General features: G+C 56.0%; 12 protein-coding genes and 1 pseudogene. 1 reads left to right on the top strand and 12 read right to left on the bottom strand.

Features of this window, described 5'->3' with window-relative positions; translation table 11 throughout:
• The 8 genes from BM485_16295 to BM485_16260 form a co-directional block, all read right to left on the bottom strand.
• Entirely contained in the window at window positions 1-546 is a 546-nt protein-coding gene (locus tag BM485_16295; protein OKY73835.1) for an ATP synthase F1 subunit delta, read from the bottom strand.
• Window positions 546-1,175, bottom strand: coding sequence for an ATP synthase F0 subunit B (locus BM485_16290; protein OKY73834.1), 630 nt, complete (start codon window positions 1,173-1,175; stop codon window positions 546-548). The genes BM485_16295 and BM485_16290 overlap by 1 nt, the downstream gene beginning before the upstream one ends.
• 1 nt (window position 1,176) lies before the next feature.
• The gene (locus BM485_16285) at window positions 1,177-1,602 is read right to left on the bottom strand and encodes a hypothetical protein (protein OKY73833.1); all 426 of its coding nucleotides are present in this window, start codon (window positions 1,600-1,602) and stop codon (window positions 1,177-1,179) included.
• 233 nt (window positions 1,603-1,835) lie between these two features.
• Window positions 1,836-4,481 carry an alanine--tRNA ligase gene (locus BM485_16280; GenBank protein ID OKY73934.1) on the bottom strand — a complete coding sequence of 882 codons (2,646 nt, stop codon included), beginning with the start codon at window positions 4,479-4,481 and terminating at the stop codon, window positions 1,836-1,838.
• Window positions 4,482-4,642: 161 nt separating this feature from the next.
• Window positions 4,643-5,698 carry a recombinase RecA gene (locus BM485_16275; GenBank protein OKY73933.1) on the bottom strand — a complete coding sequence of 352 codons (1,056 nt, stop codon included), beginning with the start codon at window positions 5,696-5,698 and terminating at the stop codon, window positions 4,643-4,645.
• Window positions 5,699-5,819: 121 nt separating this feature from the next.
• Entirely contained in the window at window positions 5,820-7,073 is a 1,254-nt protein-coding gene (locus tag BM485_16270; protein OKY73832.1) for a hypothetical protein, read from the bottom strand.
• Window positions 7,070-8,386, bottom strand: coding sequence for a tRNA (N(6)-L-threonylcarbamoyladenosine(37)-C(2))-methylthiotransferase MtaB (locus BM485_16265; GenBank protein OKY73831.1), 1,317 nt, complete (start codon window positions 8,384-8,386; stop codon window positions 7,070-7,072). The genes BM485_16270 and BM485_16265 overlap by 4 nt, the downstream gene beginning before the upstream one ends.
• A 3-nt stretch (window positions 8,387-8,389) precedes the next feature.
• Window positions 8,390-9,397, bottom strand: a complete 1,008-nt coding sequence (locus BM485_16260; protein ID OKY73932.1) for a tRNA 2-thiouridine(34) synthase MnmA — start codon at window positions 9,395-9,397, stop codon at window positions 8,390-8,392.
• A gap of 195 nt (window positions 9,398-9,592) precedes the next feature.
• Between BM485_16260 and BM485_16255 the strand changes: the two genes are divergently transcribed.
• Window positions 9,593-10,849 carry a peptidase U32 gene (locus tag BM485_16255; protein OKY73830.1) on the top strand — a complete coding sequence of 419 codons (1,257 nt, stop codon included), beginning with the start codon at window positions 9,593-9,595 and terminating at the stop codon, window positions 10,847-10,849.
• An 18-nt stretch (window positions 10,850-10,867) separates the two neighbouring features.
• Here the strand turns inward: BM485_16255 and BM485_16250 are convergent, their stop codons facing one another.
• From BM485_16250 to BM485_16235, 4 genes and pseudogenes are all read right to left on the bottom strand, one after another.
• Complete coding sequence (locus BM485_16250) at window positions 10,868-11,137, bottom strand: hypothetical protein (GenBank protein OKY73829.1); 270 nt, start codon at window positions 11,135-11,137, stop codon at window positions 10,868-10,870.
• A 287-nt stretch (window positions 11,138-11,424) separates the two neighbouring features.
• The gene (locus BM485_16245) at window positions 11,425-12,507 is read right to left on the bottom strand and encodes an IS91 family transposase (protein OKY73828.1); all 1,083 of its coding nucleotides are present in this window, start codon (window positions 12,505-12,507) and stop codon (window positions 11,425-11,427) included.
• Entirely contained in the window at window positions 12,507-12,701 is a 195-nt protein-coding gene (locus tag BM485_16240; GenBank protein OKY73827.1) for a hypothetical protein, read from the bottom strand. Before BM485_16240 ends, BM485_16245 begins: the two co-directional genes overlap by 1 nt.
• Window positions 12,614-13,104: pseudogene (locus BM485_16235) on the bottom strand (hypothetical protein). Before BM485_16235 ends, BM485_16240 begins: the two are co-directional and overlap by 88 nt.

The raw sequence follows: 13,104 nt of genomic DNA, 5'->3' as shown, positions 1-13,104 counted from the left end.
TTATTCACTCCCTTTGATGGACTCTTTTAAACCCTCAAGCTGCGTTTTGATACTGCCGTCCAAGATAAGATCCCCGACCTTTGCAATCATACCGCCGATGATGGAAGGATCGATCTTGGTTTTCAAAACAACCTGCTTGCCTGTTATCTTTTCCAAAGTTGCTTTTGTTTTTTCCTGCAGCGCGGGCTGTAACGCCTTTGCCGTTATGACAAGCCCCTGACAGAAATTCCGATCGGTGTCGACCATGGCCTGAAAGGTTGCGGCAATTTCGGGCAGCACATTGACCCGGTTTTTATGCGCCAGCAGATTAAGGAAATTCGACATGATCGGGGTTACGTTCGCCGATTTGACTATTTCCGCCATGACCTTGGCGCGCACATCCGCTGGGTACATGATATTTGTCAGGCCGTCGCGTACCGCAGGGGTGGTCACGTACAACTCGGCAAAAGCCTGCAATGTTTTTTCATACTCATCCAGGGCATTTTCCTCTTTGCCCACTGCAAACAAGGCCTTGGCATATCGTTTGGCCAGAATGTCGTTTTTCATTATTTCAGACCTCCCACCTTGGTCAGATAATCTTCAACCAGTTTGTCCTGGTCAGAGTCCTGGAGATTTTTCTTGATAATCTCTTCAGCCATGACGGCTGCCTGTTCGGCGATTTCATTTTTCAGACGGCGGCGCGCCTCGGTTATTTCCGTTTGAACCGCCATTTCAGCCTGACGCTTGATGTTTTCCGCAGCCTTATTGGCCTCTTCGATGATACGTGTTTTTTCCGTCTGGCCCGCGGCAATGGCCTTTTCAACCATATCTTTCAATTCCGCGTCTATGCCGGCAAGCTTGGCCTCATATTCTTTGTAGCGGCGCTCTGCCTCGGCACGGCGTGTTTCCAGGTCTTCAAATTCCGCGGCAATGTTTTGCCGGCGGCCCTTGAGGGCGTCAACCAGCGGTTTTTTCAAGAATTTGATCAAAATGACCATCAGGGCGGCAAAGTTCATGACGCGCCACATCAGGTCTTTCAATTTTTCCGGTGACAGGCTGCGTGACATGCCGCCCCCGTGAGCATCCGCTGCATGCGGATCACCGCCTGATGCGTATATGATCCCCGCTGTGCCGACAACAGTCGTAATCGCCAATGCCGCAAGGGCAATCTTTGACCACTTTATCTCCTTTTTCATCTTACAGGGCCCTCCCGAGTATCTTTCCTGCCATTTCTGTTGCAAAACCGCCAATCTGTCCCTTTAATGCCTGTTCAGCGGCCTGAACATCAGCGGCTACGGTGCGAAGCTGATCCGTTTTGGCCTTGTCCGATGCCTCGCGGATTTTCTGCAGAGTCTCTGTTCCGACGGCCTGGGCCTCGTTTCGTGCCGTATCGAATTCCTGTTTGGCTTTGCGGCGCGCATCATTCAGCTTCTGGTCGAATTGTTCAGCCCGCAAGGCGGCATTCTTGTGAAATTCATCGATATCGCTGTTCAGGTTTGCAATCTTTACCTTTCGCTCTGCAAGTATTTTCCTCACAGGGCGGTAAAGTACTGCGTTTAGCACCACTATCAGAACAAGAATGTTCAAAATGTGGATCGGCATGGTGATGTCAACTGTAATCATTTGCGCCCCCTCTTGTGAGTTTCTTTATAGAAATTTTGTAAAAAATGAATAGTCCTTCAGTAAAACACTGGTCTGTCTACTACATTCTTTTTGGGCTGTCAACTTTTTTTAACCATCGTTTTTTTGAATATTTCGTCTAAAATTCTGTACATTTACCTAATTATCATACCTGGAATTTATTTTTGGTGATACAAAGTGTCTTTGCCCGGTATGGAAATTATGAATGTCGATTTTTATGACAAGAGTGATTTGACAATGTCATAGACCGATTCAAGGGCCTCAGGCAGCTTGTCGGGCATTGTCCCCCCGGCCTGAGCCATATCCGGGCGTCCTCCGCCTCCGCCTCCCACCTTGCCGGCAACTTCCTTGATAATATTTCCCGCCTGTATCCTGCCGGTCAGATCCTTGGTGACAACGGCCAGCAGCGACACCTTATCGTTTAAAACCCCGCCCAGCACCGCCACCCCGCTGCCCAGCTTGTCGCGCACCGTGTCACCCACTTCGCGCATGGTTTTGGCGGAATCGAGCGGGATCCGGGCCGCAACCACCTTGATCCCGGCAACCGTCTGCCCGCCGGCAAGCAGGGTATCGAGACTGGAAAGAGACAGCCGGGCATTGAGCTGGCCCACCTCTTTTTCCAGTTCCTTGATCCGGGTCATCATTTTTTCAATTCTGCCGGTTGCTTCATCGGCGGTGCAGCGCAACAGGCCGGCGACGGAGGCGAGTTTTTCCACATCCTGCTGAAAGATCTGCAGGGCCTTGGCTCCGGTCACCGCCTCAATACGTCTGATCCCGGCGGCAATGCCGCTTTCCGCAATGATTTTCAGCAGCCCTATTTCACCGGTTGCTCCGACATGGGTGCCGCCGCACAGCTCCTTGCTGAAGGTGTCGATGGACACCACCCGCACCGTGTCGCCGTATTTTTCGCCGAAAAGAGCGGTGGCGCCCGACTGCAGTGCCTCTTCCCTGCTCAGGTTTTCAACGGAGAGATCGCTGTTTGCCCGGATCGCCTGATTGACGATATTCTCTATTTTTTTCAATTCATCGGGCGAAATGGGGGAAAAATGGGTGAAGTCAAAGCGCAGTCGTTCCTCATCCACCAGCGAACCGGATTGTTTGACATGGTCGCCCAGCACCTGTTTCAGGGCGGCGTGCAGCAGGTGGGTTGCCGTATGGTTGCAGGCGATTGCCTGACGCCGCAGGTCGGTAACGACAAGTTCCGCTTCCTCGCCGCATTGCAGACAACCGGCCCTGATTTTTCCTTTGTGCAGGATAATTCCTTCACCGGCCTTGATGGTGTCAATGATTCCGGCCGAACCGCCGCGGGTGGTTATTGTGCCGTGGTCGCCGATCTGGCCGCCTGATTCCGCGTAAAAAGGGGTTTCCCGGCTGACAAGCAGCACCTGGTCTCCGAGGCCGGCCTGCGGCACGGACTCGCCTTTTTCGTTGATGATGGCGATGAGTTCCGAGCGGTGGATTTTTTTGTCATAGCCGACAAAGGAGGTTTTAACCCCTGATGCGATGAGGGACTTGATGCCCGGCCCGATCTCGGCAAGGCCGCAGCCCTTCCACGATTTTTTCGACTGCTGCCGCTGGTTTTCCATGGCACGGTTGTACCCTTCTTCATCAATGCCGTAACCTTCCTCAATGGCGACGTCACGGACGATATCCACCGGGAAGCCGAAGGTATCATACAATTTAAAAATAAAATCACCGGAGATCATCTTCCGGCCCGCCTTTTTCAAACCATGCATCTCTTTGGCCAGCATCTCCAGCCCGTTATCGAGCGTTTCCAGAAAACGTTCTTCTTCGTTGGTGACAACCTGGACAAGCAGCCCGGCTGCATCATGCAGATGGGGATAGGCATGGCCCATTTCCTGCGCCACCTTTTTCGTGATTGCGCTTAAAAAAGGCCGGGTCAGGCCGAGGGTGCGGCCGAAGCGGATGGCGCGGCGCATGATGCGTCGCAGCACATAGCCGCGACCTTCGTTGGAGGGCAGAACACCGTCCGCCACCAGAAACGACATGGTGCGGCTGTGATCGGCAATAACCCGCAGGGCCGTGTCGGTGCGGCTGTCACGGCCGTAGGCTGTTCCCGCTACCCGGGCAATCTCCTGGATAATGCCGGTGAAGAGGTCGGAGTCATAGTTGCTGTGAACACCCTGGATGACCGCGGCAATCCGCTCAAGGCCCATGCCGGTATCGATGCTGGGTTTGGGCAGCGGGGTCATGGTACCGTCCGCGCTGCGTTCAAACTGCATGAAAACCAGGTTCCACAGTTCGAGAAAACGGTCACAGTCGCAGCCGACCGCACAGTCCGGCCGGCCGCAGCCAACCTCGGAACCCTGGTCGATGTGTATTTCCGAACAGGGGCCGCAGGGGCCGGTGTCGCCCATGGCCCAGAAATTATCCTTGGCGCCGAGCCGTATGATGCGGCCTTGGGGCAGATCGTCAATTTTCTCCCACAAGGCGTAAGCCTCATCGTCGTCCTCAAAAACGGAAACCCACAACTTTTCCGGCGGCAGGCCAAGCTCCTTGGTAAGGAAGTCCCAGCCGTAACGGATGGCATCTTCCTTGAAGTAGTCGCCAAAGGAGAAATTGCCCAGCATTTCAAAAAAGGTGTGGTGCCGGGCGGTATATCCGACATTGTCCAGGTCGTTGTGTTTGCCGCCGGCGCGGACGCAACGCTGGCAGGTTGCGGCGCGAATGTAGTCCCGTTTTTCCTCGCCGGTGAAAATGCGCTTGAACTGCACCATGCCCGCGTTGGTAAACAGCAGTGTGGGGTCATCATGGGGCACCAGCGCGGAGCTTTCAACAATGGTGTGGCCTTTGTCGGCAAAGTAGGACAGAAATTTTTTCCGAATATCGTTTCCAGTCATGGTTTTCAAAATTTCGCAGTTGGTGAAATGGTGATAAGTTCGTAATAGTGTCTGTTTTTCATTACGGAGCAGACGGAGATCACGGCGGATTTTATTCCCCGCCGGTCGGCACTGCGGGTTCAATGGTCAATTTTTCGTGTTTGCCGCAGCGACAGGTGAGATCATCCGGCGTCACTTTCCGGCGCCGGATTTTCAGCTGCCGGCGCCACCTTCAGCTCTTCGCCAGGCAGGGGCAGGCCAAATCCCATTCTGACCTTGCGGTCGATTTCCGCCATCAATTCCGGGCGTTCTTTGATGAAATCCTTGGCGTTTTCGCGTCCCTGGCCGATGCGCTCGTTGCCGTAGGAATACCAGGCGCCGCTTTTGTCGACGATGTTTTGTTCCACTGCCAGGTCAAGCAGGTCGCCGGCCTTGGAGATGCCCTCACCGTAGATGATGTCGAATTCCGCCGTCTTGAAGGGCGGCGCGACCTTGTTTTTTACGATTTTTACCTTGGTGCGGTTACCGATAACCTCCTGCCCGTCCTTGATCGGTGTCAGCTTGCGGATATCAAAACGCATGGATGCATAGAACTTGAGGGCCGTGCCGCCGGTGGTGGTTTCCGGGTTACCGAACATCACCCCGATTTTCATGCGGATCTGATTGATGAAGATGAGGGAGGTGTTGGTTTTTTTCAGAATGCCGGTCAGTTTGCGCATGGCCTGGGACATCAGTCTGGCCTGCAGCCCCATATGGGAATCGCCGATATTGCCGTCGATCTCCGCCTTGGGCACCAGGGCGGCTACCGAGTCGATGACAATGACGTCAACTGCCGCGCTGCGGACAAGAATCTCGGCAATTTCCAGGGCCTGTTCGCCGAAGTCGGGCTGGGAAACCAGCAGATCGTCGGTATTGACGCCGAGGCGGTCCGCGTAGTGAACATCCAGGGCGTGTTCGGCGTCGATAAAGGCCGCGGTGCCGCCCGCCTTTTGTGCCTCGGCAATAACATGCAGGGCCAGGGTCGTTTTACCGGAGGACTCGGGCCCGAATATTTCCGTAATCCTTCCTCTGGGGAAGCCGCCGACACCGGTTGCGATGTCAAGGCTTAAGGTGCCGGTGGGGATAACGGGAACGGCCTCGGTTTCATCCGAGCCGAGGCGCATGATCGACCCCTTGCCGAACTGTTTCTGTATCTGGAGTATCGCTGAATCAAGTGTTTTGCTTTTGCCCTCAGAGATGGCCATGTTGTTAGCTCCTGCTCTGCTGTTGCTGAAAAGGGGGAAATCCATGCTCCCCCGCCTTCGGTTTCGTGTTCAATCGCTCTGTGGTTGCCTGGAGCAAAGTGTGAAACAGTCATCACTACCAGCCGTTATCAAGAAAGTCAAGCCCGCGAAGATGACGGCGTAAAAGATCGAGGCCGGTCATGGCGGCTTTTGTTTGAATCATGGTCCGGTTGCCGGAAAAACGGTAGCGCAGGGAAATGGTTTTTTCGTTGCCGGCTATGGCAAAACAGACGGTGCCCACCGGTTTCTCAAGGCTGCCGCCGCCCGGGCCGGCAATGCCGGTTATGGAGAGTCCGATGTCGGCGCCGCTTATTTTTTTTGCCCCCAACGCCATTTCCGTGGCCGTTTCCCGGCTGACCGCGCCGAAGTTGTCCAGCGTTTCCTTGTTGACGCCGAGCAGCTGTTCTTTGAAGGCGTTGGCGTAGGCAACAACCCCGCCCAGGAAATAGTCGGAGCTGCCGGCAATGAGGGTGAGGTGATGGGCCATCAGGCCGCCGGTGCACGATTCCGCCAGGGCCAGGGTCAGGCCCTTGTCCTTGAGGATCCGGCCGACGATGGTTTCCAGTGAATTGTTTTCATCATCATAGATGCAGCAGCCCAGAATTTCCCGGATGGAGGATTCGCCCAGCCGGAAACGGTCGGCGGTTTCCTCGGGAGTTTTTCCCCGCACCGTCAGGCTGACGTGAACCTCGGCGGCATTGGGATAATAGCCGATGCGCAGTTTCTGATTGCTTTTTTCGAAAGCAGCCAGCTTTTCCTGAACCAGCGGTTCGGGCAAACCGAAGACCTTGAACACCTTCTGTTTGACCATGGAAATATTTGTTCCTCCCCAGGCGGCAAGGCGGGGAATGACCCGGTCCAGCATCAGTTCCCGCATCTGATGGGGGACTCCGGGCAGGAAAAAAATCGGCTTGTCACGGTAAATGAGCATATAGCCGGCGATTTTATCCCCAGGCTTGAGGATTTCCGCGCCGGAAGGCAACCAGGCCAGCTTTTCCAGGGACGGCATTTCCTTGAACGATTCGGATTGTTTGATTTTTTCAAAGATTTCCGGGTAAAGGATGGTCGGCCGGTCCAGCGCCTCAGCCACCGCCTGATTGGTCATGTCGTCATTGGTGGGGCCAAGCCCGCCGGTGACCACGACAAAATCGGCCCGCTCGATGCTTTCCCGCAGTGCCTTGCCGATCATCTGCGGTTCGTCGCCGATGGTTGCCATGGCGGTGATTTCGTGGCCCGCGCCATAGAGATGGCTGGCGGCAAAATAGCTGGTTGAGTTGAGGATGCGGCCCGAGGTCAATTCATTGCCGATGGCGATAATTTCTCCAATCATATCTGCCGTCCAAAAACGATCCCCTCTTCCAGCCGCTCCAGACGCACATCGATAATGGTGTTGCCGTCATTGTCCTGAGCCGGAAAGAGAACCGGGATATAATTTTCCGTGAAGCCCCGCATGAGTTTGAAGCGATTTTTTTTGTTTTCCGCCAGCACCCGGTGGGACGTGCCCAGGTGTCGGCGGTAAAATGTCGTTTTTTTTACCTGATCGAGATTGCGCAGCACGGCCACCCGTTCTTCCTTTTCCGGGCCCGAGATCTGGTTGCGCATGCCGGCGGCCAGCGTGCCGCTCCGCCTGGAATAGGGAAAGACATGGAGATAGGTGACCGGCAGCCCTTCCAGCAGGGCATGGGTATTGGCAAAGGCGCTTTCCGTTTCCCCGGGAAAACCGACCAGCACGTCCGCGCCGATGGCGGCATGGGGGATTTTGGCGTGGATGCGCTCAATCAGACCGGCAAAATCGTCTGCGGTGTAGCGCCGGTTCATCTCCCGCAAAATTCTGTCGTCACCGCTTTGCAGGGGGATGTGAAAGTGGGGCATGAAGTTTGGCCGTGCCGCCATCAGGGCAAGCAGCTCATCAGAGGCTTCACCCGGTTCAAGGGAACTGAGGCGGAAGCGAATGTCCCGATAAAGCGAGGTTGCCCGGTCAATAAAATCGACCAGGCCGGTGCGGGGGGAAAGGTCCATGCCGTACATGCCGACATGAATGCCGGTCAGGACAATTTCCTTATACTGCTGGGCCGCGAATATGCCGATCTGCTCCAGGGCCGCTTCCGGCGCCAGGCTGCGGCTGCGGCCCCTGGCATAGGGCACGATGCAGTAGGAGCAGAAGTTGTTGCAGCCGTCCTGCAGTTTGAGATAGGCCCTGGTGCGGCCGGGAAAGCGGGTTACCGTCAACGGGCAGATGGTTTTGCGGTTGCCGATGTCGCCCATGTGCATTTCCAGGTCGCACTGTTTTTCCGAAAGGGCGATGTCCACCAGCCGGTGCTTGAAGCCGTTGCCGACAATGCAGACCGACCAGTCGGCAAGCTCCAGAACCTTGGACGAGGCAACCTGGGAATAGCAGCCGGTAACCACAACCCGGGCCCCGCTGCTGGTCTTCAACGCCCTTCTGATCATCCGGCGGGATTGGGCCGCAGCCTTGGCGGTAACGGCGCAGGTGTTGATGATGTAGACATCGGCCGGTTGGGAAAAGGGAACCGTTTCCGCTCCCCGTTCTTCCAATTGAGAGAGAAAGGCGGCCGATTCAAACTGGTTTACCTTGCAGCCGAGGGTGGTGATGGCAACTTTCAGTTTTTTTGATCCCGTCATCTTTTACCTTGCAATCTCCCCGCCGCCGATCATTTCGTCCCCCTGATAGAGGACGGCAAACTGGCCCGGGGTGATGGCCCGTTGCGGCTGGTCAAAAATAACTTTGTAAAATTCGCCCGCGCGGATCACCTCGGCCCGGGTTTCATGATGGCGGGAGCGTATCCTGACCATGGTTCGTAGCGGCAGCGGCGGCGGTGAGCCGCAAATCCAGTTCATGCGGCTGACAAGAAATTCCCGGCGCCACAGCCCCTCTGCCTTGCCGACAATGACCCGGTTTTTTCCCGCATCAAGCGCAACGACATAGGAGGGCGTACTGTCGCAGATGCCCAAGCCCCGGCGCTGGCCGATGGTGTACTGAAAAAAACCGTCATGATCCCCGACCTTGTCGCCGTTTGCCGTGACAATATCACCTTTGGCCCAATCTGTCTCCTCTTTCAGGAAGTCGGCCACGCTGCGGTTCTGCAAAAAACAGACATCCTGGCTTTCCGTGCCTGATCCCTGAAACTGGCTGAATCCGAGCCCACGGGCCTGGTGATAGACCTCTTCCTTGGTCAGATCTCCCAGCGGAAAAAGCAGGTGAGAAAGCTGTTCCCGATTGAGACCGCACAGAAAGTAGGACTGGTCTTTTTTCGTGTCCCGCCCCTTGAGCAGATGAAAACCCTTGTCGTCCCGTTGGAGGCGAACATAATGGCCGGTGGCCATTTTGTCCATGCCGCAACGGCGGACGCGTTCCAGAAGCTTGCCGAACTTGATCAGCGGATTGCAGATGACGCAGGGATTCGGGGTTTTTCCGGCATGGTAGCTTCGGCGGAAGTAGTCGATGACCTCCTGCTGAAAGCTGCGGCTGAGATCAACGATTTCCAGTGGGATATCCAGCCCCGCGGCCACCCTGCCGACCCTGTCGATCTGTTTTTCCCGGTCCGGCAGCCCGATATCCATGAAAAAACCGTGAACCGTATGGTTTTCCCGCAGTCGTGCCGCGCAGACCGTACTGTCCACCCCGCCGCTCATGGCAACGCCAATTTTTTTTTTCGTCGTATCCACGGTTGAAGCATCGGAAGAAAAGGTTTATTTAGGAACCGTCACGAAAGAAGTTGCTTCGCGCAAACTTTCGTGTTCCGGCTCATTCATTATGAGCCGCCGTGCAAAAAAGAAACATTCAACCAGTTTTGATGGAATTCAGTCAACAGCAAAGTTGAGAATATCGTGGAAAAGAAGAAACCTTTTGCCTGTGAACTGCTGGCCCCGGCCGGCAGCCTTGAAAAACTGAAAACCGCCGTCAGTTACGGGGCGGATGCCGTTTATCTCGGCGGCCGGGAATTCAGCCTGCGGGCCCATGCCGCCAATTTTTCCCCGGCCGATCTGGAAGAGGGCATTGCCTTTGCCCATGGCCGGGGCGTCCGCGTCTTTGTCACCGTCAACATCTTTGCCCACAACCGGGATCTGGAGAAACTGGCCGGCTATCTGCAAGAACTTGCCCGGCTCGGCGCGGACGGCCTGATCATTTCCGATCCGGGTGTGCTGCGTCTTGCCCGCCGGGTGGTGCCGCAGATGTCCGTCCATCTCTCCACCCAGGCCAATGTCACCAATGTGGAAAGCGGTCTTTTCTGGCAGGAACAGGGGGTGACCCGGCTTAATCTGGCGCGGGAGCTGTCCCTTGAAGAGATCCGGCGGATCAGGGAGGGAATTTCCGCCAAAATAGAGGTCTTTGTGCACGGCGCCCTCTGCATCTCCTATTCAGGCCGCTGCATGCTGAGTTTGTATCTCACCGGCCGGGACGCCAATCAGGGCAAATGCGCCCATCCCTGCCGCTACGGGTACCGCCTGCAGGAAGAAAAGAGGCCCGGTCAGTACTTCCCGGTGGAAGAGGATGCGCGGGGCATGTACATCTTCAACAGCAAGGATCTCTGTCTCTTGAACCGGCTGCCGGAACTGGTGCGGGCCGGGGTTGATTCGATCAAGATCGAGGGCCGGATGAAGGGTATTTATTACGTGGGCGGCATTGTCCGGATTTATCGGGCCGCGCTTGATTATGTCCTGACGGCCCTGAATGATGATCCCCTCCGGGATATCGTCATGCCGCCGGTGTTCATGGAGGAAATGGCAAAACTTGGCAGTCGCGGGTATACGGAGAATTTTTTCGCCGATCCTCCCGGCGAGGAGGATATGTGCTACAGCGGCGCAGTGGTGGACCAGACCTATGTGCCGGCGGGGATAGTGCTGAAAAGCGGCGCCCGGCCGCTTATCGAGGTGCGGCACCGGCTTATGCCCGGCGACAGCCTTGAATACATGGAGGAGGGGCTGAACAATGTTCCCTTCCAGGTCCTTTCATTGGAAACCGCGGAAGGCAGGCCGCTTGCCCAGGCGAATCCGGGCAGCCGGGTTGTGCTGACGCCGGATCAGGAGCTGGACTGCCCTCCCTGGACGTTGATCAGGCGCATTCAGGGGAGCGAGAAGGGATAAAAGGTGCGGGTTGCGCCTTTATCGGGATATATTCAGCTCCGGGAAATGTTTTTGGGCGCATTCCGGACAGATGCTGTGGCTGATGTCCGTGTCAAAGTGCTTGTGGATGTAAACGTCAACCTGCTCCCAGTAGCCTTTGTCGTCGCGGATTTTTTTGCAGTAGGAACAAAGGGGCAAAATGCTGCGTAATGTTTTTATTTCAGTCATGGCCTCTTGCAGCGCATCGTTTTTTTGTTGGAGCGCGGTATTGACCTGACGCAGTTCCTCGGTTCGCAGGGTAACGAACAAGGTTAGATTGTGCAAGCGTAGCGCGCCACAATCTGAACCGGTGGTTGGACAAGCCCGGTGGACGTATATAGAAAAGAGCTTTTGGGTTCCGGAGGGATCGGATCAGGCGAAGGAAGACGGGAGTGGCCCCCGCAATGTTCTTTGAAAAGGATTTTGGTGCTGTATCATGCTGCTTTACGCTGATTTCCGGCGTTTTTCGGGCGCAGGAGTCCCGTCCCGGTGCAATCCGGCTTGTGTCCTCGGCAAGTTCACGGCTTTCGTTTACATACCCGATGCCTCCGGCTCGTCTATTGCCGTAACGGAGCGGCCATGGCCGGTGGCCGGGCGATCATTGTCGCGGCGATCACCATGGCGGCCCCGCAGGCCGGGCAGATGATAGCCGGCCGTTGCTTCAGGTTGCGGACAAGGGCGCGCCATGGCGCGACCCGCAGCACCAGCTGCAGGAAGCGGAGCAGCTTTTTGCTGCATGCATGGAGAAAACCATACGACCTTGCCCGTCGAAACCCTCGGGGCAGCACATGGAGCATAAGCAGGTAGAGGAAGTACTCGCCCTTGACGGTTCGGGTCCGGTCTTCTCCGCTTTTGGCATGGCGATACCGGAAGGTGACCATGCCGTCCCGGCAGTGCAGGATGTCTTTTTCCCGGATAACACCCCGGTACAGATAACGGCCAAGATAGATAAGGGCCTTCTCGCCGTTGCCCGCGTCCTTGCAGTCAACCACCCACTGATCGGGGCAATCATGGGGAACCGGCAGCTTGTTTTCGACCAGGGTCTGGAGCAGCTTCGCCCGAAAGACCTTGGCCATGGCCTTGTGGCTGAAGAGATATTTCCCGGATTTTTCCTTCCACAGCCCGGTTTGCGGGTTGATGCTTGCTCCGGGCATGACAACGTGGATGTGCGGATGATAGTCCAGGGTTCTGGAATGGGTGTGGAGGATGGCGGTGAATCCCGCTGATCCGCCGAGTTTTTTGTCGTTATTGGTGAAGGATTTCAGGAGGTCCTGTACTGCCCTGAACATCAGGGCGTAAACGGTTTTCTGGTGTTTCCACGCCAGATCCCGCATCTGCCCGGGCAGCGTGAAGGTGATCAGGTAGTATTGACACGGCAGTCGTTTGTCAAGCTGGCTTTCCAGCCACTGCCGGCTCTCATGGTTCTGGCAATGGGGGCAGTTTCTGTGGCCGCAGGAATGGGGAATATAGATCCGTTCGCCGCACCGGTGGTCCGAACAACGGGCCAGCATGTGCGGTCCATGCTCGTATCTGCATCGGGCCATGGACTCCAGAGCCTTGATGTGGCCTGACAGGAGATTTTTGTTGTAGGTGCGGAAGAAGCTGTCCCTGAACTTGTTGATGATCGTGGAGAGCAGCATTATTTACGCCCTCCCCATCTGATGTCCAGGGAGTTGACCAGGGAATTGACGGCCAGTCTCGCATTGTTGGCCGTGGTGGAGGTCAGGTGGGTGTATCTGGCGGTGGTCAGGATGCTGACATGGCCAAGGATCTGCTGCAGCTCAAGCAGATCAACCCCGGCCTCCAGCATGTGGGTGGCATAGCTGTGACGCAGGGAGTGGCATGAGATTTTTTTTTATGCCGAGTTGCCGGACAACGGTCTGCATGGTGGTTTGAATGCCGCCCCTGTCCAGGGGCAAATCAACCAGGTGGGCATTTTTCAGACCTCTTTTCCTGCTGGGGAAGAGGAACCGGGGATGCTTGTGCATGGCCCAGAACTCCCGCAGCACCCGCAAGGTCTTGTCTGGCAGCGGCACCAGCCGGTCCTTGTTACCCTTGGCATCACGAATATGGACCCGCATGTTGCCTGCGTCGATGTCGCCGACTGTGAGTCGAATGCCTTCGCCAAGGCGCAGGCCCATGCTGTAGCAGGTAAAAAAGAAGACCTTGTAGCTCAAGGTTTTGGTTGCGGCAAATAGTTGCCCCGTCTGCTCGACGGACAGGATGTCAGGGATTCT

Source organism: Desulfobulbaceae bacterium DB1 (assembly GCA_001914235.1).
In the GTDB taxonomy this organism is placed as follows: Bacteria; Desulfobacterota; Desulfobulbia; order Desulfobulbales; family SURF-16; genus DB1.
This window is presented reverse-complemented; position numbering and strand designations above follow the sequence as displayed.